The 22,590-nt window shown below is 71.0% G+C and carries 22 protein-coding genes; 9 read left to right on the top strand and 13 right to left on the bottom strand.

The genetic code is table 11. From position 1 onward, the window contains the following. Window positions 1-87: 87 nt before the first annotated feature. Complete coding sequence (locus tag BR31_RS0100460) at window positions 88-1,224, top strand: PQQ-dependent sugar dehydrogenase (protein ID WP_027499202.1); 1,137 nt, start codon at window positions 88-90, stop codon at window positions 1,222-1,224. Between the two features lie 62 nt (window positions 1,225-1,286). Here the strand turns inward: BR31_RS0100460 and BR31_RS0100455 are convergent, their stop codons facing one another. The 3 genes from BR31_RS0100455 to BR31_RS30395 form a co-directional block, all read right to left on the bottom strand. Continuing rightward, complete coding sequence (locus tag BR31_RS0100455) at window positions 1,287-2,498, bottom strand: cation:proton antiporter (protein ID WP_027499201.1); 1,212 nt, start codon at window positions 2,496-2,498, stop codon at window positions 1,287-1,289. Between the two features lie 61 nt (window positions 2,499-2,559). After that, complete coding sequence (gatB, locus tag BR31_RS0100450) at window positions 2,560-4,083, bottom strand: Asp-tRNA(Asn)/Glu-tRNA(Gln) amidotransferase subunit GatB (RefSeq protein WP_027499200.1); 1,524 nt, start codon at window positions 4,081-4,083, stop codon at window positions 2,560-2,562. A 10-nt stretch (window positions 4,084-4,093) separates the two neighbouring features. Beyond that, entirely contained in the window at window positions 4,094-4,744 is a 651-nt protein-coding gene (locus tag BR31_RS30395; protein WP_051636843.1) for a TetR/AcrR family transcriptional regulator, read from the bottom strand. 135 nt (window positions 4,745-4,879) lie between these two features. Between BR31_RS30395 and BR31_RS27055 the strand changes: the two genes are divergently transcribed. Next, on the top strand, window positions 4,880-6,466 hold the full coding sequence (locus BR31_RS27055; protein ID WP_231496320.1) for an MFS transporter: 1,587 nt from the start codon (window positions 4,880-4,882) through the stop codon (window positions 6,464-6,466). Between the two features lie 7 nt (window positions 6,467-6,473). On the opposite strand, the gene BR31_RS0100435 is transcribed toward BR31_RS27055, so the two are convergent. The 3 genes from BR31_RS0100435 to BR31_RS0100425 all read right to left on the bottom strand — a co-directional run bounded on the left by BR31_RS0100435 (window position 6,474) and on the right by BR31_RS0100425 (window position 9,478). Further along, a complete protein-coding gene (locus BR31_RS0100435; RefSeq protein ID WP_027499199.1) occupies window positions 6,474-7,505 on the bottom strand; it encodes a 6-phosphofructokinase in 1,032 nt (343 codons plus the stop codon). Window positions 7,506-7,593: 88 nt separating this feature from the next. Beyond that, the gene (locus BR31_RS0100430; protein WP_027499198.1) at window positions 7,594-8,256 is read right to left on the bottom strand and encodes a response regulator; all 663 of its coding nucleotides are present in this window, start codon (window positions 8,254-8,256) and stop codon (window positions 7,594-7,596) included. A gap of 4 nt (window positions 8,257-8,260) precedes the next feature. Further along, window positions 8,261-9,478 (bottom strand): sensor histidine kinase, encoded by a 1,218-nt coding sequence (locus BR31_RS0100425; protein WP_442970163.1) that lies wholly within the window; start codon window positions 9,476-9,478, stop codon window positions 8,261-8,263. 167 nt (window positions 9,479-9,645) lie between these two features. Between BR31_RS0100425 and BR31_RS0100420 the strand changes: the two genes are divergently transcribed. Together BR31_RS0100420 and BR31_RS0100415 are read left to right on the top strand one after the other, a co-directional pair. Further along, window positions 9,646-10,296: a hypothetical protein gene (locus BR31_RS0100420; RefSeq protein WP_027499196.1), complete on the top strand. Its 651-nt coding sequence runs from the start codon at window positions 9,646-9,648 to the stop codon at window positions 10,294-10,296. Next, window positions 10,293-11,717, top strand: a complete 1,425-nt coding sequence (locus tag BR31_RS0100415; protein WP_027499195.1) for an alpha/beta-hydrolase family protein — start codon at window positions 10,293-10,295, stop codon at window positions 11,715-11,717. The genes BR31_RS0100420 and BR31_RS0100415 overlap by 4 nt, the downstream gene beginning before the upstream one ends. 19 nt (window positions 11,718-11,736) lie before the next feature. Here the strand turns inward: BR31_RS0100415 and BR31_RS0100410 are convergent, their stop codons facing one another. Beyond that, entirely contained in the window at window positions 11,737-12,333 is a 597-nt protein-coding gene (locus tag BR31_RS0100410) for a TetR/AcrR family transcriptional regulator (RefSeq protein ID WP_027499194.1), read from the bottom strand. An 88-nt stretch (window positions 12,334-12,421) separates the two neighbouring features. On the opposite strand from BR31_RS0100410, the gene BR31_RS0100405 reads away from it, so the two are divergent. Both BR31_RS0100405 and BR31_RS0100400 read left to right on the top strand, forming a co-directional pair. Further along, window positions 12,422-13,315 (top strand): SDR family NAD(P)-dependent oxidoreductase, encoded by an 894-nt coding sequence (locus BR31_RS0100405; RefSeq protein WP_231496319.1) that lies wholly within the window; start codon window positions 12,422-12,424, stop codon window positions 13,313-13,315. Window positions 13,316-13,363: 48 nt separating this feature from the next. Next, complete coding sequence (locus BR31_RS0100400) at window positions 13,364-14,503, top strand: NAD(P)/FAD-dependent oxidoreductase (protein ID WP_027499192.1); 1,140 nt, start codon at window positions 13,364-13,366, stop codon at window positions 14,501-14,503. Between the two features lie 62 nt (window positions 14,504-14,565). Here the strand turns inward: BR31_RS0100400 and gatA are convergent, their stop codons facing one another. Next, on the bottom strand, window positions 14,566-16,038 hold the full coding sequence (gene gatA, locus BR31_RS0100395) for an Asp-tRNA(Asn)/Glu-tRNA(Gln) amidotransferase subunit GatA (protein ID WP_027499191.1): 1,473 nt from the start codon (window positions 16,036-16,038) through the stop codon (window positions 14,566-14,568). Further along, window positions 16,035-16,334, bottom strand: coding sequence for an Asp-tRNA(Asn)/Glu-tRNA(Gln) amidotransferase subunit GatC (gene gatC / locus BR31_RS0100390; RefSeq protein WP_027499190.1), 300 nt, complete (start codon window positions 16,332-16,334; stop codon window positions 16,035-16,037). Before gatC ends, gatA begins: the two co-directional genes overlap by 4 nt. Window positions 16,335-16,618: 284 nt before the next feature. Here gatC and BR31_RS0100385 point away from each other — a divergent pair, with 284 nt between their 5' ends. Beyond that, entirely contained in the window at window positions 16,619-17,269 is a 651-nt protein-coding gene (locus BR31_RS0100385) for an ACT domain-containing protein (protein ID WP_027499189.1), read from the top strand. Window positions 17,270-17,287: 18 nt separating this feature from the next. Here the strand turns inward: BR31_RS0100385 and BR31_RS0100380 are convergent, their stop codons facing one another. From BR31_RS0100380 to BR31_RS0100370, 3 genes are all read right to left on the bottom strand, one after another. Continuing rightward, window positions 17,288-17,776 carry a GNAT family N-acetyltransferase gene (locus BR31_RS0100380; protein ID WP_027499188.1) on the bottom strand — a complete coding sequence of 163 codons (489 nt, stop codon included), beginning with the start codon at window positions 17,774-17,776 and terminating at the stop codon, window positions 17,288-17,290. A gap of 63 nt (window positions 17,777-17,839) precedes the next feature. Next, window positions 17,840-18,940 (bottom strand): S-adenosylmethionine:tRNA ribosyltransferase-isomerase, encoded by a 1,101-nt coding sequence (locus BR31_RS27050; protein ID WP_051636842.1) that lies wholly within the window; start codon window positions 18,938-18,940, stop codon window positions 17,840-17,842. Continuing rightward, window positions 18,937-19,638, bottom strand: coding sequence for an SDR family NAD(P)-dependent oxidoreductase (locus BR31_RS0100370; RefSeq protein WP_027499187.1), 702 nt, complete (start codon window positions 19,636-19,638; stop codon window positions 18,937-18,939). The genes BR31_RS27050 and BR31_RS0100370 overlap by 4 nt, the downstream gene beginning before the upstream one ends. A gap of 86 nt (window positions 19,639-19,724) precedes the next feature. On the opposite strand from BR31_RS0100370, the gene soxR reads away from it, so the two are divergent. After that, the gene (gene soxR / locus BR31_RS0100365; RefSeq protein WP_027499186.1) at window positions 19,725-20,198 is read left to right on the top strand and encodes a redox-sensitive transcriptional activator SoxR; all 474 of its coding nucleotides are present in this window, start codon (window positions 19,725-19,727) and stop codon (window positions 20,196-20,198) included. Between the two features lie 22 nt (window positions 20,199-20,220). Here soxR and BR31_RS0100360 read toward each other — a convergent pair whose 3' ends face one another. After that, complete coding sequence (locus tag BR31_RS0100360; protein WP_027499185.1) at window positions 20,221-21,171, bottom strand: MerR family transcriptional regulator; 951 nt, start codon at window positions 21,169-21,171, stop codon at window positions 20,221-20,223. Between the two features lie 158 nt (window positions 21,172-21,329). On the opposite strand from BR31_RS0100360, the gene BR31_RS0100355 reads away from it, so the two are divergent. Further along, window positions 21,330-22,589 carry a hypothetical protein gene (locus BR31_RS0100355; RefSeq protein WP_027499184.1) on the top strand — a complete coding sequence of 420 codons (1,260 nt, stop codon included), beginning with the start codon at window positions 21,330-21,332 and terminating at the stop codon, window positions 22,587-22,589. The last annotated feature ends 1 nt before the right edge of the window (window position 22,590 follow it).

Here is a 22,590-nt window from a genome sequence, read left to right as displayed (position 1 = left end):
TAAGGGCGAGCGGCAGATACGCCGTCCGGCGCGCCGCACCGGGCCGCCGTGGCGCCGCCCGCACCGGATTCCGTACCGTTTGCAGTCATGGGAGCAAGTCGGGTCAGGGTGTTGGCGGCCGTGTCCATCGTCGTCGCGGTGGCGGGCTGTGCCCGGTTCGACGACTCGGCGACGAGCCCGTTCACCCCCGCGCCGACGTTCGACGCAGGCGGTGAGGTGCGGCCCCGACCGCCCGGCACGCCCCCGACCAGCCCCCGAACGCCCCTCCCGACCGTCGAGCCGGCGCTCTGCATGGACCCGGACCCCGCCGTCGTGGTGACCTGCCTGGACACCACCGGCGGAATGGTCATGCTGCCGGGAGGCGATTCGGCGCTGGTCACCGAGCGCCGCACCGGCCGTATCCTCCGCGTCACCCCCGGCAAGCCGATCGAGGAGTTCGCCCGGCTCCAGGTGGACGGCTCCTCCGACGGCGGCCTGCTCGACGTCGCGCTGTCGCCGACCTACGTCGAGGACAACCTGGTGTATGCCTACATCTCCACCGGCGGCGACAATCGGGTGGTGCGGATCGCGCCGGGCGATGTGCCAAAGGATGTCCTGACCGGCATCCCGCGAGGACCCGTCGGCAACACAGGGGCCCTGACCTTCTCGGGCCCGAACGAACTGCTGGTGCTCACAGGCAATGCCGGGAACCCTTCCGCCGCAAACGATCCCGGCTCGCTGGCCGGAAAGCTGCTCCGCGTGACCGCGCTGACGCCCGGGTCACCCGGATCGCAGCCGTTCCCCCAGGTCGCGCTGTCGGGCATCGGCGGCGCGGGCGACGTCTGCGTTGACCCGACCGACCAGAACATCTGGGTGACCGATCGAACCCCACTCGAGGACCGGCTGCAGAAGATCGCACCGAACGGCGCGGCTGGCGTGCCGGTCTGGACCTGGCCGGACCGACCGGGCGTCGCGGGCTGCACGGCGGGCGGCGGTTCGGTCGCCATCGCGCTGACCGCGGGCAGGGCGCTTGCGCTACTCGACACCGATCCGCAGACGGGAGCGGTGACCGCAGCGCCGTCGCTGGTCGTCCAGGACCGATACGGCAAGCTCGGCTCCGCCGCGCTCGGTGCCGAGAACACGATCTGGGTGTCGACCGTCAACAAGGCCGACGGTGGCGGCGGCCCGACCGACGACCGGGTGGTCAAGATCCCCGCGCCGCAGGGCGGCGGCGGCTTCGACTGACCTTCGAGTGTGCACTTGCCGGGGCATCGGCCGAGAACACCCGACAGCAGCTGCACACTCGGCTAGGTGGCGGTGGGGGCCGGAACCGTCTCCGGCGTCTTCGGCGCCAGCAGCGAGGCGGTCAGCGGCAGTACCAGTACGGTGATCGCGCCCGCGGCGACGAGGATCGAGGCGTTGGACGCGGTCATCTGACCGGCGTTCACCGCGACCTCCGTCACCGCGACGATCAGTGGCAGCCCGGTCGCGGCGTACAGCGCAACCTGGCCCCGCTCGCGCACGGTCGGCTGCGGATCCTTGAGCTCGGGCCCCCGGTCAAAACGTTCGGCGAAGAACACCGGCAGCCCGCGCACCAACAGGATCAGCACCAGGAACGCGAGCAGGACGCCCGGCGCGGCCGCAACTGCCTTGACGTCGATCGCCATCCCCGAGGTGACGAAGAAGATCGGGATGAGCAGCCCGAAGGCCAGTCCGTCCAGCTTCGCCTCCAGCTTCTCGTCGCCCGACGGCATCGCGCGGCGCAGGATGAAGCCCGCGGCGAAGGCGCCGAGGATGATGTCGAGATCGAAGATCGTCGCGACCGCGATCAGCGTGACCAGCAGCAGGATCGTCAACCGCACGGTCGTCTGCGCCGTGGTCTCGGAGCCGAGCCGGATGATCGAGGCCAGCTTCGAGCCCTCGCGGCGCAGGCCCGCCGGGATGAACGCGACTCCCACGGCCGCCGCCGCGAAGGCCGCGAGCACGACCAGCGACGCGCCCGCGCTCCGTGAGCTCAGCAGGATCGCCATCGCGATCACCGGGCCGAGCTCGCCGAAGGCGCCGTGGTTGAGAACGGTTCGGCCCAAGCGGGTTCCGAGCATGCCGCTGTCCTTGAGGATCGGCAACAGCGTGCCGAGCGCCGTGGAGGTCAGGGCGATCGCCACCGCGACCTCCGCGTCGATCGCGCCGCTCAGGCCGAGCAACCCGACCACCACGAACGCCAACACCAGGCAGGACAACCAGGTGACCAGCGCCCGGCGCCCGCCACGGCCCGTCAGCTCACTGGTGTCGATCTCGTAACCGGCGAGCAGGAACAGCATGCCGAGACCGAGCTCACGGAGCAGGTCGATCTCGCTGCCCATGACGGCGAGATCGAGAACGTGCGGACCGACGATGACGCCCGCGATCAGCAGCAGCACGACCTCCGGCACCAGCTTGCGGGGCACCAGCCCGGCCACCAGCGGGGCAACGACGGCGCAGAGCGCTATCCAGAAGAACGAAGCGGAGACTGAGGGCACCGCCTGATTCTGCTAGACGCGGACCACCATCGACGTCAGGACCCGTACGCCGTGTGTCGACTCAGGAGCAGGCCGCGATGACCATGTCCTTGACCTGGGCCGGGTCCGCCTGGCCTCGGGTCGCCTTCATGACATCGCCGACGATCTTGCCCGCCGCGGCGACCTTGCCGGAGCGGATCTTCTCGGCGATGTCCGGGTTGGCGGCGAGGGCCTCGTCGACGGCGGCCTTGATCAGGGTGTCGTCGCGGACCACGACCAGCTCGGGATGGGCGGCGACGACCTGCTCCGGGTCGCCCTCACCGTCGAGCACAAAGTCGACGACCTTGCGGGCGACCTTGTTGTTGAGCTTGCCGCTGTCGATCAGTGCGACGACCTGCGCGACCTGTGCGGGCGTGATCGGGAGTTCGGCGAGCTCGACGCCGCGCGTGTTGGCCTGCTGCGCCAGGTACGACACCCACCAGGAACGGGCGGCGTCGGCGGACGCGCCCGCCTCGGTGGTGGCGATGACGAGGTCGAGCGCGCCCGCGTTGACCAGGTCGCGCATCACCTCGTCGGACACTCCCCACTCCGTCTGGATGCGCGCGCGCCGGATCCACGGCAGCTCGGGCAGCGTGCCGCGCAACTCCTCGACCCACTCGGCACTCGGGGCGACGGGCTCGAGGTCCGGCTCGGGGAAGTAGCGGTAGTCCTCGGCGGTCTCCTTGCGCCGACCGGCAGAGGTGGTGCCGTCGGCCTCCTGGAAGTGGCGGGTCTCCTGGATGACCTCGCCGCCCGAGCTGAGCACGGCGGCCTGGCGGCGCATCTCGTAGCGGACGGCCACCTCGACGCTCTTGAGGGAGTTGACGTTCTTGGTCTCGGTGCGGGTACCGAATTCCTTGGCGCCGATCGGCATCAGCGAGATGTTCGCGTCGCACCGCATCGAGCCCTGGTCCATCCGGACGTCGGACACGTCGAGCGACTTGAGGAGATCACGCAGCGCGGTGACGTAGGCGCGGGCGACCTCGGGGGCGCGCTCGCCCGCTCCGGAGATGGTCTTGGTGACGATCTCCACCAGCGGGACACCGGCGCGGTTGTAGTCGAGCAGCGAGTGGCTGGCGCCGTGGATCCGGCCGGTGGCGCCGCCGACGTGCAGCGACTTGCCGGTGTCCTCCTCCATGTGCGCGCGCTCGATCTCGACCCGCCAGGTGGTGCCGTCGTCGAGCACCACGTCGAGGTAGCCCTCGGTGGCGATCGGCTCGTCGTACTGCGAGATCTGGTAGTTCTTCGGCTGATCCGGGTAGAAGTAGTTCTTCCTGGCGAAGCGGCCCCACGGGGTGATCGAGCAGTTCAGTGCCAGACCGATGCGGATGGCGGACTCGACCGCCGACTGGTTGACCACAGGAAGCGAGCCCGGCAGGCCAAGGCAGACCGGGCACACCTGGGTGTTGGGCTCGGCGCCGAAGGTCGTGGGGCACGGGCAGAACATCTTCGTCGCGGTGTGCAGCTCGACGTGCACCTCCATGCCCATGACGGGCTCGAAGCGGGCGAGCACCTCGTCGTAGTCGAGAAGGTCAGTACTTGTCGCCACCCGGCCGGCTGCAGTCATGGTCCCGAGTTTATGCGCCCCGTTTCGGCAGCAGCAGATCGGCCAGGTTGTCGATCTGCTCGTGCGCGTCCGGCCAGGGGTCGCGGGCCGCATCCGCGTGCGGATAACGGGCTTGCGCGAGGCGCAGCGCCACCATGCCGTGCGTCGCGCTCCACAGGTGCAACGCGAGCATCACCGTCTCCTTCGCAACAGCGGGCAGGCCCAGGTACCGCCCCACCTCCTCGGTGATGAGCAGGATCGCGCGGTGCGCGTGCGAGTCGGCCAGCTTCTCACCGGCCTGATGACGCAGGTTGGAGACGAACAGCACCCGGTAGTGCCCGGGATTGGCCAGCCCGTAGCGGACATAGGCGTGCCCCATCGCCCGAAGCCGGGCGCCGGGGTCGTCCCCCGCCGCCTCGGCGGCCGCCTGCAGGACGGCGGCGAACTCCTCGAACCGGAGCTGCTTCACCGCGAGGTGGAGCTCCTCGCGGTCCGCGAAGTGCAGGTAGATCGAGGTCGGCGTGACGCCGACGCGCCTGGCGACCCCGCGCAGCGACACCGCATCGACGTCACCGGTCTCGCCGAGCATCTCCGCGGCGGCCGCGAGGATGTCCGTCCGCAGCGACTCACCCGCGCCCCGCCTGGACGGCGTGCGCTGGGCCTTCTTCCTCGTCGAGATCACGCGAGTCACCTTAGTCGCGGGTAGGCGGCCCGCCGGGCGCCGGGCGCTCGGCATTGACACCCGTAGGGCTACAGCTGTTAATTTACCCCCGTAGCGCTACCCGATCGGGCACGGCGCGTCCGCACAGGAGGACCGATGGCCGGTACCGGCTCGCTCACCGACGTTTCCGACGAGTCCGCCGCGGAGTCGACCGCCACGCACCCGACCGCCACGCTGATCACGGTCTGCATCGGGATGTTCATGCTGATGCTGGACATGACGATCGTCGCGGCCGCGCTTGCCGACATCCAGTCCTCGCTCGACGCCTCCCTCAGCGGGCTGCAGTGGGTGGTCGACGCCTACACGCTGCCGGTCGCGGCCTTGCTCCTGACCGCGGCGACCCTCGGCGACCGGCTCGGTCGACGTCGGCTGTACATCGCGGGCATGTCGATCTTCACCATCGCCTCGCTCGGCTGCGCGCTCGCGGGCGACATCGTCACGCTCAACATCGTGCGCGCTGTCCAGGGCATCGGTGCGGCCCTGCTGTTCGGCGTCTCCCTGCCCCTCGTCGCGGCCGCCTTCCCCGATCCGATGAAGCGGGCCAAAGCGATCGGCCTCTACGGCGCGGTGATGGCCTCGGCGACCGCCGCCGGTCCCCTGGTCGGCGGGGCCCTCGTCACGGCGATCGGCTGGGAGTGGATCTTCCTGATCAACGTCCCGATCGGCATCGTCGCGGTGGCGTTGGCCTACCGGTACGTCACCGAATCCCGCTCGGACAGTGCGGCGCCCCCGGACTGGGCGGGCACCGGACTGCTCACCCTCGCCCTCCTGCCCGGGGTGCTGGCCCTGATCCAGGGCAACGAGTGGGGTTGGTCGTCCGCGCGGGTGATCGCCCTCGGCGCCACCTCGATCGTCGGACTGCTCGCCTTCGTCGCCTGGGAGCTGCGCGCCGCCCACCCGATGCTGGACCTGCGCCTGATCATCCGGCCCGCCTTCGCCGCCAATGCGCTCGCGGCCTTCGCCGGCGCCGGAACCCTGGTCGCCGCAACGAATTTCCTGGCGCTGTACTTCATCAACACGCTCGGCCACGACCCGTTCCAGGCGGGCCTGCGGGCCCTGCCGCTCACCCTGTCCGCACTGGTCGTCGCCCCGCCGATCGCCGTGCTGCACGACCGCCTTCCGGTGCGATGGTCGCTGCCGACCTCGATGGCGGTGGTCGCGGTGGGGCTGTGGCTGTGCACCGGCGCGGACGCCTCCACCACGTGGACGCACTACATCGCCGGGTCGATCCTGGGCGGCGCCGGGCTCGGCGCGGTCACGGTGATCGCCTCGCAGTCCGCACTGTCCTTCGTCGAGGTGGAGCGGGCGGGCATGGCCACCGGGGCGGTCAACACCGCCCGCCAGATCGGCATCGTGGTGGGGGTGGCTGGCCTCGGCGCGGTCTTCTCCCACGCTGTCGCCACCGAGGCGGGCGCCGGGCTCGCCTCGCTCACCGTCGGGACGATGACGGTCTCGGTGCCGGACGAGCAGGCCGGCATGATCACCGAGGCGCTCAGTTCCGGTGCCGGACAACGGGTCATCGACTTCGTCCCCGATCAGTTCTCCGCGGCGGTGCCGGCGCTGTCCGAGCTGGCCAGCGGGGCGACCGCGCACGGACTGGACGCCGTGATGGCGACGAGTTCGGCGATGGCGGCCGCGGCCGCCATCGCGGTCTTCGTCCTGCTGCGGATCCGGCGGCGCTGACCGGGACTCACCCGAAGATGACGCGCATCTCCTGATACCGGTGCGCGGGTACCGACTTGTGGTCGACGAGCGCCTCGTCGAAACCCACCCGGACGATCTCGGTTCCGTGCAGTGCCACCATGTGGCCCCACTGCTCGTCCGCCACCAGGTCGGTGACCGCCATGCCGAGCCTGGTGGCGAGGACGCGGTCGAACGCGGTCGGGACGCCACCCCGCTGGATGTGGCCCAACACCGTCGCCCTGGTCTCGATTCCGGTGCGCTCCTGGATCATCGGGGCCAGCAGCTCGGCTATCCCACCGAGCCGCGGGCGGTCGAAGCCGTCCATGCCCTTGGTCGAATGCGCCTGCGCCATGTCCGGCAGGGTGAAGCCCTCCGCGACCACCACCATCGGGGCCCTGCCGCGTTCGCGGACGCTGTTCGTCCACGCGCAGATCTGCTCGATGCTCTCGGGGTGTTCGGGAATCAGGATCGCGTGTGCGCCGCCTGCCGTCCCCGAGTGCAGGGCGATCCACCCGGCGTTGCGCCCCATCACCTCGAGCACCATGCACCGCTTGTGGGAGTTGCCGGTGGTCCGCAGCCGGTCGATCGCCTCGGTCGCGATCTCGACCGCGGTGTCGAATCCGAAGGTGTAGTCGGTCTGGTCGAGGTCGTTGTCGATGGTCTTCGGGACCCCGACGATCCGGATGCCCTCGTCGAACAGGCGCTGGGCGGCGGCGGCGGTGCCCTCGCCACCGATGGCGACCACGGCGTCGACCCCCAGTCGTTCCATGGTGCGGGCGATGTTCTCCGCCCCGCCGTTCGGTCCCTGATACGGACCGATGCGGCTGGTCCCGAGAATGGTCCCGCCCTCGTGCGAGAGTCCGCGGACGCGGCTGCGGTCCAGCGGCATCGCGTCGCCCTCGACCAGGCCGCGCCACCCGTCGAGGAACCCGACGAACTCCTGTCCGTGCACCTCGGAGCCCTTGAGCACCGCGCCCCGGATCACCGCGTTGAGGCCGGGGCAGTCGCCGCCGCTGGTGAGAATGCCGATCCTCGTCATCGTCGATCACCCGTTCTGCGTGCAGATGGATGCGCTCAGTGTCCCACTGCATACTGCCCCTGCCCGGCGGTTCGGGCACGCCGACGGGTCAGCCGGGGGTGACCAGGCCCGTCTCGTAGGCCAGCACCACGGCCTGCGCCCGGTCCCGCAGGTGCAGCTTGCCGAGCACCTTGCCGACGTGCGTCTTGACGGTCTGCTCGGCCACGAACAGCGACTCCGCGATCTCGACGTTCGACAGCCCGCGGGCGATCAGTTCCAGCACCTCGCGCTCGCGCGGCGTCAGCGCCGCGAGCTGCGCGGGCTCACGCCGTGCGGGCGCGCGCCTGCTGGTGACGTCGGCGATGAGCCGACGGGTCACGGTCGGCGCGAGCAGGGCCTGCCCGTCCGCCACCACCCGGACCGCCCGGATCAGCTCCTCGGCGGGGGCGTCCTTGAGCATGAAGCCGCTCGCCCCGACGCGCAGCGCCTCGTAGACGTAGTCGTCGATGTCGAAGGTGGTGAGCATCAACACCCGCACCGGCTTGTCGAACGAGGCCGACAGGATCTGCTGCGCCGCCTCCAGGCCGTTGAGATGCGGCATCCGCACATCCATCAGGACGACGTCCGGGCGAAGGCGCATCACCTCGTCGACCGCGACCTTCCCGTCCGGGGCGTCGCCGACGACGCTGATGTCGGGCTGCGCGCCGAGAAGTGCACCGAAACCCTGGCGCACCATCGCCTGATCGTCCGCAATGAATACCGTGATCGCCACCCGGTCACCCTATGCCGGGGACCGCGGGGACCCGCGCCAGCACCTCGAATCCGCCGTCGGGGCGTGGCTGCGCGGTCAGGCTCCCGCCCACCGACGAGGCCCGATCGCGCATGCCGGTGATGCCGTGCCCACCGGCATGATCGGCGACCGCCGACGGAGCGGCACCGACGGGCGGGGCGTTGACCACCGCCAGGGTGGCGAGGCCCCCGTCCCGGCCGAGGGTGACGCGAACCGGCGCCCCAGGGGCGTGCCGGGCCGCGTTGGACAGCGACTCCTGCAGGATCCGGTACATCGTCAGGCCAGCCGAATCCGACAACCGCTCGGGCATCCCGATCCGGTCCACCTGCACCTGCATGCCCGCCCTTCTGCTGCCCTCGACCAGCTCGTCGATCCGGTCGAGACCGGGCATCGGGGCGTCCTCGGCGAGTTGGCCGTCGCTGCGGAGCACACCGAGCATGCCCCTGATCTCGTTGAGGGCGTCGCGGGCCGTGGCACCGATGGATTCGAACTCCGCCCGTGCCGCGGGCGAGACGTCCTCGATCCGGTACGGCGCGCTCTGCGCCTGCACCACGACCAGCGACATGTGGTGGGCGACGACGTCGTGCAGGTCGCGGGCGATGCGCGCCTTCTCCTCGAGGATCGCCCGGCGCGCCCGCTCGACCTCGTTGACCTCCTCCTGCCGGGCGAGCTCGCGCCTGGAGAGCACCAGCCAGCGGATCAGCAGCCCGAACAGCACCAACGCGGTGAGCCCGACCGCCCAGCCCCTGCCGTCCGTGCCGGGCGCGTCGGCGAGGAAGAGCAGCACCGTCGACACCCAGGCCACGCCGACCACCGGGATCGGTGCCCGCATGCTCACCGCCACCAGCAACACCATCATGACCATCACGTGGACCACCTGCCACGGGAAGTCGTACCCGTCGGCCCGGTCGAAGACGATCGGGATCACCAGCGCCCCCGCGGCCGAGATCGCCCACCCCAGTGCCGGATTCGCCCGCACCAGCAGCAGGGGCAGCGCCGCGAGACCGGCGATGACCGGCTGAACCCCGGCAGGCACGTGGTGGGTCAGCTGCAGCGTCGGCCAGGCGATGGCGAAGAGCACGCCGGTGACGAACACAATGAAGATGTCGACCCACTGGCTGGAGCTCAGCCGCTTCAGTCGTGGGGCCGCCGCCACCGCGGCGTCGTTCGCGACCTTCTTGAGCGCACGATTTGTCTTACTCACATCCAGAACAGTAGGAACCACGACCCGAAAAGTCCTCATACTGCGGGGTGAGACCGGCGCGGCACCACGGTATGAGGGCACCGCGCCGACGCCACCAGCGCGGGTAGCCGGGAACCACGCTGCGGGGTGATGTGCCCGGGTCCTGCGGATTCCTAGCGTTTCGATCCATGCGGAAGACAACCTGGACAGCGCTGACGGTGGCCGCGGCGGCCGCCATGACGACCACCCTGATGGCCGATCCGGCCGCGGCAGAGCAGCCGCGCGAGAGCACCCCAACCGCGGCCGCGATCGCCACGATCGCCACCGCCGACCACGCGGCCCCCGCATCGTCGATCCCGGCGGACTTCGCCGCCACGATGGGCTACCGCCCCGCCGTCGAATCCGGGATGCTGGTGAACCCGACCGGCGACTGCTCCTCTCCCGTCACGCTGCCCGTGGAGTTCGAGACCGCCTGCAAGGCCCACGATCTCGGCTACGACCTGCTGCGCTACGCGGACCGCCACGGCGCGGCGCTCGGGCCGTGGGCACGGAAAAGCCTTGACGCGCAGTTGGACCGGCGGATGCACAGCGCCTGCGACGCGCGCACCGTCGACGCGGCGCGGACCTCCTGCTACGTGATGGCGAACATCGCGTCCACCGCGGTGACCTCGAACTCCTGGCGGCAGGGATATGTCGCACCGCGGCCGGAGCCGATGACCGGCTACGCGCTCGCGGGCGGAGTGGGAGCCGTGCTGATCGTCGGCGCGGTCGCGGCCACCCATCGGCGCGGGCGGGTCACCGCAGGCGCCCTCGCGCCGACCGGAACGGTGATCGCATGACCGCCGTGATGGATCGGCCCGCCGCGACGGTGGACGTCGCCGCCGTCGCGCTGCCCCGGGTGCTCACCAGCGTGGCCGTCACCTCGATGGTCGCGGTCTCGCTCGCGCCCTCGCTGCTCCCGCGTAGCGCCGTGGTCCAGGCGATCCTCACCGGGCTGCTCGCGGCGCTCGGCTGGGGACTGGCGACAGCGTGGCATCACCGACCCCGCAGGCGCGGGGCCGGCCGCCCCTCGCCGTCGCGGGATTCCGCGCGGCTACTGGTGCTGCTGGCCGGCGCGGTGACCGTGGCCGCGGCGATGCTGCTCGCCGACCACTGGCAGGATTCGTTGCGCGTGGCGATGGGCGTACCGACGGTCGGCAGCGGCCATTGGGCACAGGTGGTCGCGGGCGGCGCCGCGATCGCGCTGACCCTGGCGGCCGGGGCGAGCGCCGTGGCCGCCGGTATCCGTCGACTCGGCGCGCTCCGCTCGGCCACTGTCGTCGCCACGCTCGCGATCGCGACGCAGTTCTGGGCCGGGCCCGCGCTCTGGCAGTCGCGGGCCCAGTCGTACCACGCGGCGAACGCGACCGTCGACACCTCACTGCGGCAACCGGTTTCGCCGTCGATCTCCGGAGGCCCCGGCTCGTTGACGTCCTGGGACTCGCTCGGCGCGCAGGGGCGCAAGTTCGTCGCGGCCGGTGTCGCCTCCGGCGCGGTGCGCACCTACGCAGGCATCGACAGCGCCCCCGACCAGGACGCCCGGGTCCGCCTGGCCGTCCGCGAACTGGAACGCGCGGGCGGCCTGGCCAAGTCCACCGTCGTGGTGGCCGTGCCCACCGGGTCCGGGTGGATCGACGGCAACGCCGTGCAGGGTCTCGAGCGGCGCTTCGGCGACGACGTCGCCGTCGTCGGGGTGCAGTACTCGAGCGCCCCCAGCTGGGCGACCTTCCTGTTCGATCGCGACGCGGCCGAGCAATCCGCGCGAGCGCTGTTCACCGCGGTCTCGGACCGGATCTCGCTGCTGCCCGAGGGGGAACGCCCCCGGCTGTACGTCTACGGACAGAGCCTCGGCGCGGTGGGCGCGAGCTCGATCTTCCTGGACGAGGGGCTTGGCGAGCGGGCCTGCGGCGCCCTCTATGCGGGTCCACCCGCCGGGTCCGCCCGCACCGCGGGCGCGACGGTGCTGGCGAACTCGTCCGATCCGGTGGTGCGGTGGTCGCCTCGACTGTTGCTGCACCCGCCGGCGCTGGACGGGGCCAGGACCGACGCGCCCCGCCCGGCCTGGCTGCCGATCGTCAGTTTCGTGCAGACAAGCGTCGACCTGCTCTCGGCCCTCGATGCCCCGGCCGGGCACGGCCACCGGTACGGCACCGACCAGGGCACCGCGCTCCCCGACGGCGGCTGCGCTGCCGGTGTGCGCGTTTCACCCCAGCCGGGGTGAAACGCGCGCACAGTGCGGGTCAACTCGGGCGCACCGCCGCCAGGACCAGGTCGAGCAGGGAGTCCGCGTAACCCTCGGTCAGGCCTCCCAGCCCGAGCGCCCAGCGGGTCTGGACGGGCCCGACCAGGAGGTCGACCGCGACCTCCAGGTCCGCGTCCGCCCTGATCGCGCCGAACTCCACCGCGGCCCGGAGCCGCTCGCGAATCGCCTCGCGCTGCGGCGCGAGCAGCCGATCCCGGTAGAGCTCGGCGAGGTCGGGATCCGACTGGATCTCGATCGTGACCGCGCGGAGGAAGGCATCGAAGCGCGGTTCGGTCATCTCCGCCACGGTGGCGCGCAGGAACAGCCCGAGATCCGCGCGCAGGTCGCCGGTGTCGGGCAGGGCGACCCCGTCCGGTCCGCCGGACAGCTCCAGCAGCGCGTCGAACAGCACCGCTCCCTTGGTCGGCCACCAACGGTAGATCGTCTGCTTTCCCACGCCCGCGCGTGCGGCGATCGCCTCGATCGTCAACCGGCCGTATGGCACCTCGAAGACCAGCTCCGTTGTAGCGGTGAGGATCGCCGACCGCGCACGCTCGCTGCGCCGAACCGGCGGGACCTTGGGCTTCGTCGTCATGCGCCCACCGTATCAGCGAGACGAGACGTTGCGTCTTGACACGGCCTTTGGGCGATGCCACAGTGGGCTTTACGAGACGCACCGTCTCGTGACCGAATCCGAGGAGGCCACCATTCCCACCACCGGACCCCGCACCTGGTTCATCACCGGCGCCGGACGCGGACTCGGACGCGCCTTCGCCACCGCCGCACTCGACGCGGGCGATCGGGTGGCCGCGACCGCCCGCGACGCGACAGCCCTCCTTGACCTGGAGGCGGCCTACCCCGGGCGCGTGGCCGCGCTGCGCCTGGACGTGACCGATCGCGCCGCCGCCGCCGAGGCCGTCGCGCAGGCGGTCGACCGGTTCGGCCGGATCGACGTCGTCGTCAACAACGCCGGATACGGGCTGATGGGTGCCGTCGAAGAGGTCACCGAGGTCCAGGCCCGGGCCCAGATGGAGACGAACTTCTTTGGTGCACTGTGGGTTACCCAGGCCGTGATACCGCAGCTGCGGGCGCAGGGATCGGGGCACATCATCCAGATCTCCAGCGTCGGCGCGGTCGGGGCGATGCCGACCTTCGGCCTCTACAACGCGAGCAAGTGGGCCCTCGAGGGGTTCAGTGCCTCGGCCGCCGAGGAGCTCCGCCGGTTCGGGATCTCGGTGACGATGGCCCAACTCGGCGGATTCGACACCGACTGGGCGCGCTCGAGCATGAGATTCGCGACCGCGAATCGCGCCTACGACGAGACCCGTCTCGCGATACTGCGGACCGCGGAGTACCCGGACCCGAGCGCTCCCCCGCCGGCGGATCCGGAGGACGCCGACCCCGAGTGGGTCGACGCCCCGCCCGCGGAGGCGGCCGCCGCCCTTCTCGCACTGGTGGACAACCCGCACCCGCCGGGGCGCCAGATCATCGGCACCGGCGCCCATCAGATGGTGAGCATGGCCCTCGCCGCGCGCCGCGCGGACTACGAGGCGGACGCCGAGTTCGTCTGGCCGTAGCGCGCACGCCCCTTGCCTCGGCGCCTGCGACGGGAGGAGCCTTGATGCATGCACACCGTGCTGATCCTCGGCGCCGGATTCGGGGGCCTCGAGCTGGCCGCGTGCCTGTCCGAGTCGGTCGCCGACGAGGCCCGCGTCGTCCTCGTCGACCAGAGCGACTCGTTCATGTTCGGGTTCGCCAAGATGGACGTCCTGTTCAAGGGCGCGACCGAAGATTCGGTCCGGATTCCGTACCGCGATCTAGTCCGGCCGGGCGTCGAGTTCCGGCGGGAGACGGTGACCTCGATCGACCCGCGGACCCGCCGCGTGGTCACCGACCGGTCCGAATACGAGCCGGACACCCTGGTGGTCGCGCTCGGCGCCGACTACGAGCCAGGCGCGACCCCCGGGTTCGTGGAGGACGGGCACGAGTACTACTCCATCGACGGCGTCGGCCGGTTGCGTGCCAGGCTCGACGACTTCACCGGGGGCAGGGTGTTGCTCGGCATCCTCAGCGTCCCGTTCAAGTGCCCACCCGCGCCCTATGAGGGCGCCCTGCTCCTGCACGACGAACTGGTCCGGCGCGGGCTGCGCGACCGGACGAGCATCCACGTGCTGAGCCCCATGGACTCGCCGATCCCGGTGTCGGCGGAGACCTCGACCGCCCTCGTCGAGGCGCTCGCGGAGCGCGGCATCGAGTACTCGCCCGGACGCCTGGTCCACGCGCTCGACCCGTCGGCGCACCGCGCCCACACGCGTGCGGGGGACCTCGACTACGACCTGTTCATCGGGATCCCGAAACACCGGGTACCCGACGTCGTCGAGGCGTCCGGACTCACGGAGGGCGGAGCGGACGGCTGGGTCGCGGTCGACCAGCGCACGCTCGCCACACCCTTCCCCGGTGTCTACGCCATCGGCGACTGCGCGGACGCTCCGGTCCCGCGGGCCGGGGTGTTCGCCGAGGATGCCGCCCGCACGGTCGCCTCGGTCATCGCCGCGAGGGCGCGATCGACGCCGCAGCCCGAGGTGAAGTACCCCGGCCGGGGCGCCTGCCACATCGAGTTCGGCGGCGGGCTGGTCGGCAAGGTGGACGCGGACTTCCTGTCCGGTCCGGCACCCGTGGCGCCGTTCATCGCGCCGTCGGCCGAATTGGCCACCGAGAAGGCGGAACTCGCGGCTGAGCGGCGTCGCCGCTGGTTCACCGGCTGATCAACGAACCGTGCGCGATCGGCACCCGCACCGGGGTACCGATCGCGCACGGGCGCGCAGCGCTACTTGATCGGGCCGCGGGCGGTCTCGTAGGCCGCGCCAACCCGGTACAGCCGCTCGTCGGCCATCGCCGGGGCCATGATCTGCAGGCCGACGGGCAGCCCGTCGTCCGCGGACAGGCCCGAGGGCACCGACATCGCGCAGTGCCCGGCCAGGTTGGTCGGCAGGGTGCACAGGTCGGAGAGGTACATCGCCAGCGGATCGTTGACCTTCTCCCCCAGCTTCCACGGGGTGAAGGGGCTGGTCGGCGAGACCAGCACGTCGACCGACTCGTAGGCCTTGTCGAAGTCGCGCGCGATGAGCGTGCGGACCTTCAGCGCCGAGCCGTAGTAGGCGTCGTAGTAGCCGGAGGACAGCGCGTAGGTGCCGATCATGATGCGGCGCTTGACCTCCTTGCCGAATCCGGCGGCCCGCGTCGCGGCCATCACCTGGTCGGCGCTCATGTTGCCGTCATCCACGCGCATGCCGTACCGCATCGCGTCGAAGCGCGCCAGGTTCGAGGAGACCTCGCTCGGCAGGATCAGGTAGTAGGCCGCGAGCGCGTGCAGGAAGTTTGGGCAGGAGACCTCGACGACCTCGGCACCGAGTTCGGTGAGCTGCGCGACGGCCGCATCGAACGAGGCGATGACGCCGGGCTGGTAACTGTCCGAGTGCAATTCCTTGACGACGCCGACGCGCACGCCCTTGAGGTCGCCGCTCGCGCCCTGTCGAGCGGCCTCGACCACGGGACGGACGGGCGCGTTCACCGAGGTGGAGTCGCGCGGGTCGTGGCCGGCGATCACCTCGTGCAGGAGCGCGGTGTCGAGGACACTGCGGCCACACGGGCCGCCCTGGTCGAGCGAGGACGCGCACGCGACCAGGCCGAACCGGGACACCGTGCCGTAGGTCGGCTTGGTGCCGACGGTGGCCGTCACGGCCGCGGGCTGACGGATCGATCCGCCGGTGTCCGTTCCGATGGCCAGCGGTGCCTGGTTGGACGCGAGCGCTGCGGCCGAGCCGCCGCCGGAGCCACCCGGGATCCGCGTGGTGTCCCACGGGTTGCGGGTGGGGCCGTAGGCCGAGTTCTCGGTGGACGAACCCATCGCGAACTCATCCATGTTGGTCTTGCCCAGCACCGGGATACCGGCCTCGCGCAGCTTGGTCGTCAGCGTCGCGTCGTACGGCGACACCCAGCCCTCGAGGATCTTCGATCCGCAGGTGGTCGGCATGTCCGTGGTGGTGAACACGTCCTTGAGCGCGAGCGGAACGCCCGCCAGTGCGGAGGCGGGCGCCTGGCCGGAGCCCAGCGCGTCGTCCACCGACTTGGCGGCGCTCAGCGCCTGCTCGCCCGCCACGTGCAGGAAGGCGTTGATCTCGCCGTCGACCGCGGCGATGCGGTCCAGGTGCGCCTGGGTGACCTCGACGGAGGACACCTCGCGGGCGTGGATCTTCGAGGCGAGGACGGAGGCGTCCAACGCGGTCAGGTCGGTGGTCACTGCTCTTCCCCCAGGATCTGCGGCACGGCGAAACGGTCCTGCTCGACGGCGGGCGCACCGGAGAGCGCCTGCTCGGGGGTGAGCCCGGGAACGATCACATCGGGACGGGTCACGTTGGTGATCGCGTTGGGGTTCGCGGAGGGCGGCACATCGTCCGTGGCGACCTCGGCCACCGTCTTGACATGGCTGAGGATCGAATCGAGCTGACCGGCGAACTCGTCGAGTTCGGCGTCGGACAGCGCGAGCCGGGACAGCCGGGCGAGGTGGGCGACCTCGTCACGGGAGATGGCAGGCACCGCGTGGGCCCCTTTCAGGTCGGAGACAGCGATCGCCCCTAGCCTAGAGCGTCGCCGCCCGGCCGCCACAGCCAGAGCCGGGGCCGGACGCGACCCGGGCACGCGAGGCGACTTCGTTTCCGCGACGGAACGATCACATGTCGCCCGTGTCACCGATCCGAGGCGAGCTGGGAGTCCGACGGGCAGCGGCGAATTCGCGGACACGTCCGGGCGGGAACGGTGCAAGGATGGGGTCACGGCGAACCCACCGTTCCCCGACCCACCCGCCACAGAAGGAACGCCCCGTGTCGTATCTCCTGCGTGTCCAGCTCCCCGATCGACCAGGAAGCCTGGGCTCGCTGGCCGTCGCGCTCGGCTCGGTCGGAGCCGACATCCTCTCCCTCGACGTGGTCGAGCGGGGCGCCGGGTACGCGGTCGACGATCTCGTCGTCGACGTGGCGCACGGCTCGCTGCCGGACACCCTGCTGACCGCCGCGGAGCAGTTGGCCGGCGTCCGCGTCGACTCGATCCGGCCCTACACCGGAATCCTCGACACCCATCGCGAACTGGAGCTGATCGATCAGGTCGCCACGGCAACCGACGACCGGCTCCAGGTCCTCGTCGAGGGCGCCCCCCGCGTGCTGCGGGTCGGCTGGGCGACGGTGATCGGCATCGGCTCCCGCGGGACGTTCCGGGTGGTCGGCAGCTCGGGAGCGCCCGAAACCCATGCCGGGGAGGCCCCGTGGATGCCGCTGACCAAGCCGACGGTCCTCGACGGCGAGGCCGACTGGGTGCCGACGGTGTGGAAGGACATGAACACCACCCTCGCGGCGGCTCCCCTCGGGCATTCCGGCCAGGCGCTGCTGCTCGGACGTCCCGGCGGGCCGGAGTTCCGGCCGTCCGAGATCGCGCGGCTCGGTTACCTGGCCGGCATCGTGGCGACCGTGCTCAGCTAGCGCGGGGCCGCCACGGGCTCAGACGAACTCGCGCACCAGCACGGTGAGCTCGACACCCGGCGCAGGCTCCCAGTCGCGCTGGGGGGCAGGGATGAAATCGTTGCGATCGTAGATGCGGCGGGCGTCGACCATGTCGGCCTCCGTCGAGATCACCACGCGTGCGAGCCCGCGGTCGTAGGCCTCGTCCAGGACGTGCTTCACCAGCGCCGACCCCACGCCCTTACCGCGGGCGGTCGGCGCGACCGCGAGCATCCGGAACTCCAGTTCGCCCGGCTCCGCGACGTCGGCGAACGGGGTGCCGGGCTCGGCGATCGTCAGCGAGCCGACGATCTCGTCACCGGCGACGGCCACCACGACCTCGGCGTGCTCCGCGCGGGTCGCGGTATCGCGCAGGCGGTCCACGTACGCGCTCGTGTCCGAAACGAATCCACCGTCTACGTAGACGTCGACGGTCAGCTCGCCGATGGTGTCGTAGTCGGCGGGCGTTGCGGGGCGAATCTCGATCATGGGGTCACTATCGCAGGAGATTCGTTGGTTCCCGTCACGCGTGCGGGCTGATTGTGAACAACCTCACCCGCGTTCCGCCGTCGGCGTGAGGCGCGCGAGCTGGCCTTTTGTGCGCAGCAACAACGCACTGTCCCCGAACTCGTGCCACAGGTATCCCTCCTCGAGCGCTGCCTCGTATGCCCTGCGCACCGCCGCCGGGCCCACCACCGACTCGAGGAGCATCAGGTGCGACGCGCCGGGGGCGTGCCAGCCCGTGACCAGGCCGTCCACCACCCGGGCCGGCCGCCGCGCGCTCAGCACCAGGTCCGTCCAGCCGGCCCCGGCCACCACCGTCCCGCGCTCGGTGGCCACGGTTTCCAGCGCCCGGGTCACCGTGGTGCCGACCGCGATCACCCGGCCGCCCTCGGCACGCCGGTCGTTGATCAGCCGGGCGGTCCACTCGGGTACCTCATACCGTTCGGGGATCGGTGGCTCGCCCGGTTCGGCCGACGAGACCGACGTGTGCAGCAGGATCGGCGCGACCACCACCCCCGACACGGCCAGTTCGGTGATCATCGTGTGTGTGAACGGCCTTGCCGCGCTGGCCATCTCCGCGCTCCCCCGATCCCTCCCGAAGATGGTCTGGTAGTACGGCAGCGGCCACCGCTCCCGCACGTACGCATAGGTGATCGGCCTGCCTGCGACCGCGAGCAGATCCCGCGCGACGTCCGCGACGCCGTCGATCTCGGCGCGCCACAGCCTGATCGATGTCCGCGGCCACGGCTCCCGCAGGGTTGCCTGCGCGCCGAGCGGGAGGCGAATTCGCATGCCGGCGGCGGCATCGTCGAGCGGCCCTGTCACCGGACCGGGCGCCCGCACCTCCACCACCCAGGCGCCGTCGTCGAGCGGCGTGGAGAAATGCACGACCACCGGGCCCACTCCGTCGACGGTGCCGTCGACCGCGGCGGCGAGGGTGGCCGACGTGTTCACGATCACGACGTCGCCCGCGCGCAAATACCTGGGCAGCTCGTGAAAGCGGGCGTGCTCGACCCGCTCCCCCTCGGCCACCAACAGGCGCACGGTGTCTCGCAGTTGCCCGCGGCTCTCGGGCGGACCGCTCGCCTCCAACCGGTCCGGCAGGACGAAGTCGGGCCCGGCCGCGGTCTCGACCCACACCTCGGTCACGACGACACCGCCCCGGTCAGCAGGTCGGCCGCGCGATACCGGCCGCTGCCCGGTCGGGTGTCGAGGAGCCGCAGCAACGCGGGCACCACCGTCGCGGGTTCGGGGCGGTCGGAGATGTCCTCGCCGGGGAACGCCGCCTGGTGCATCGCGGTGCGCATGTCGCCCGGGTCGAACGCGTACACCGAGAGCTGCGGTTGCTCCACCGCGAGCACGGCCGTCGCGTGGTCGAGGGCGGCCTTCGCCGCACCGTATCCGCCCCACCCCTCGTAGGCCTCGACCGCCGCGTCGGAGGACACGTTCACGATCGCCCCTCCCGCCCGGCTCACCGGTTCGAGCAACGCGGAGATCAACGCCAACGGCGCGAGCACGTTCGTCGCGAACACGGTCGCCAGCTCGGCCTCCGGATACCGTACGAGCGCGGGCATGGGGCTCGGCCCGAGTGCGCTGGCGTTGTTGAGCAGCAGGTCCAGTCGCCCGCGGGTGGCGATTTCCGCGCGGAGCTGTTCCCGGTGCGCGGCATCGGTGACATCACCCTGGCACGCGGTGATCCCGCTCGCCTGCGCCGCGACCCGAGCGAGGGGCCCATCGTGGCGACCGGTGATGATCACCTGCCAGCCCCGCTCGGCCAGCGCGAGCGCCACCGCCCTGCCGAAACCGGCCGATCCGCCGGTGATCAACGCCGTCTTGGTGTCGTCCATCAGAGCTCCTTGCGTCCCGTGACTTCTGGGACCATCCTGAAAGCTCAAGTTCACTTGATGTCAAGGACCGCAGGTGAGGAGCTCCCATGCGCACCACGGATCTGCTGACCGTCGGCGAGGTGGCGCGACGCAGCGGCCTCGCCCCCTCCGCACTGAGGTACTACGAGGACCAGGGTCTGATCACGTCGAGCAGGACGTCGGGCAACCAGCGGCGCTATCAGCGCAGCGTGCTGCGCAGGATCGCCTTCGTCCGCGCCGCGAGGAGCATCGGGCTCAGCCTGGAGGAGGTGGCCGAGGCACTGGCCCAACTGCCGGACGGGCGCGCCCCGACCCGGGCCGATTGGACCAGACTGTCGCAGAGTTGGCGCGGCAGGCTCAACGAGCAGATCGACGCCCTGATCGCGCTGCGCGACGGGCTCGATTCCTGCATCGGCTGCGGGTGCCTGTCCCTCAAGACGTGCGCACTGTCGAACCCGGGCGATGCCGCCGCGAGCTACGGACCGGGCGCGGCCTACCTACCGAAGGCGCTGCACCGCGACGACGCGGAACGCCCCGCCTGAGCGCACGCGTCGTGCCCGCGCCCTACTCGGGCAGCCGGGCGCGCAGGGCCCGCACGAACCAATCGAGCGCGGCCGCCGAACTGTCGGGCACGGCCCATCCGTTGACCACGGCGAGCAGCAGCAGGTAGCGCTCCCGGCGCGGGTCGTTCGCGGCCTCGAGCCGCGACAGCAGCCGCCGCAGGAGCCCGACGTCGTCGGAGCCACCGCGCAGTCGGGCGTACTGCGCCGTCACCTCCTCGACCACCGGGTTCGCCTCGGGTGCGGCCGGGTCGACGCCCGCGGCCACCATCGGCTCCGCGTGGTCGCGAACGATAGCGACGATCTCGCGGCGCACGCCGACCGCGCCACCGTGCGCACGTGCTGCCCTCTGGTCTTCCGCGTGGTCCTGCGCGATCTCCCTCATGACAACGCGAAAGTCCGGATCCCAAGACAGTTCGGCGAGTTCCACCCATGCCTCGATCTGTTCTGCCTCGGGGTTCTCGGGCAGCTCCGGGGTCATCGAGCGCATGATCCCCTCGAACCCGGGTTCGCCATCGAATCCGCCGAAGGCGTGGTCGAGGAAATCGACTATCAGGCTTCGCCGTTCGGACTCGGACAGCTTGGCCAGCTTGTGCACGAGTCGCATCTCCTCCGGGCCGGATCCACGCTTGGCCACCACCGACAACACCGTCCGCCGCAGACCCAGCGTCCGGATCTGCGCCGCCAGCGCCTCGGCGTGCGCAGCCGCGACCTCGGGCAGTGAAGTCTGGCGGTCCACGACCCCCTTGATCGTGACCAGGTCCAATCCCAGCTCGCGCAGCGTCCGCACGAGATCCAGCCGCGCGATCGCATCGACGTCGTAGAGCCGATAGCCGGCGGGACTCCGGCCGGTCGGCGGCACGATCCCCCGATCCGCATAGAACCGAATGGCCTTGACCGTCAGTCCGGTTCGCCGGGCCAGATCACCGATCGAGTAGAGCGCGTCGTCGTCCATGTCCCCACTCTCGCGTCTCCCCCTGCGGGAGACTCAAGTCTCCTCGACCGCGTGGCATCCACCCGGCGGGCCGTGGCTCCGACCTGCGAAATCTCGCTCCGGACCTGCTACGTGGATGCTAGCCTGGACAAACGCGGCGACCGGAGAGGCGCTTGTCGATGAATGGACACATTCGGAGATCGGCCACGGTGGCGCTGGCGCTCGCCGCAGCAGCGTTCGTGATCGCACCGCCGCAGGCGCACGGCTTCGCCGAAGACATCTGTTACAGCCAGGGCGGCGCCCCGCCGGACAACTGTGCGCCCCTGCCGCCCCCGTGTCCGGTGGACGACCCGAACGGTCCGCTCTGCGGCCTCGAGGCGTTCGTGCGCTACGGGTACACGCTGCGTCAACCGCTCGGCGGACGCAGCCTCGTGCATTCCGATTCTTCGTACATCATCGCCCGCACCGTCGGCTTCTCGGAGCGAGATGCGTACTGGATCGCGGCGTACGACGAGGCGACCGACCTGGGCACCTTCGCGCCACGCGACGTGAACGGCCAACCCGTCGCCGAGGCCGACACGTTGACCACCAAGGACATCGGCGGGCTCGTGCGTACGCATTTCGCCACCGGCGGGTTCCTCTTCCACTTCCTCCCGACGATGCCTGGGCCGCTCGCTCCCGGGCCCAACGGGCTGCGGCCCGATGTCGACGATCCCGCACACGAGGTCATGCTCACGCACGTGCGGCGGTGGGCCATGGCCGGGCCGGGCAGCAGCGCCCCGCTGTGCACGGGAGGATTCACGAACCGCTCGTCGAACGGCGACTATGCCACTGGCGCAGCGTGTTACGACGACCCGCAGCCGGCGCAGATCAACGGCGTGTACAGCGTGGAGACCCCGGTCGCGATCCCGTTCACCAACACCACAGGAGAGCAGGCCATCTCCGGCGACGTTCGATCGTCGCAATTCGACTCCTGGATCGGTGACGAATCCTGGAATGCGCGGATCGGCATCTACCTCCATGCCCTCGGTGATCGCATCTCGCACCATGTCTGCACCGATGCCGGGACGATCACCCCGCCCGCGCCGGATCGGCCGGAGTTCCGCATCGACCTGAACAAACCCACCTGTGACCAGGGCCCGCACGCGGTCCGCCACGAGTACGAGACCGGGGTCGATTTCGCCGGGCTCGATCCGGAGGATCAGACCACGGAAGCGGCGCTGTCGATGGTCTACGACGAACTCGTCGAGTTCGCGCGGGCCCGCGGAACCCTCGACGCCGGGGCCACAACGCCCGCGACCAAGAGCGCCCTCCTCGGCGACGGACTGCTGCCTGCCCTTGAGGTCAGGAATCCGGTCGAGCGGATGGCCGCCGTCACCGATGTCGGCTGCCGCTTCGGTGTTCCTGCGTTTCCCGGAAGTCCCGCCTGCCGGGGCTGAT

The organism is Rhodococcus sp. UNC363MFTsu5.1, assembly GCF_000686785.1.
GTDB lineage: Bacteria > Actinomycetota > Actinomycetes > Mycobacteriales > Mycobacteriaceae > Rhodococcus_G > Rhodococcus_G maanshanensis.
The sequence above is the reverse complement of the archived record's forward strand: the minus strand, read 5'-3'. Positions and strand labels throughout refer to the sequence as shown.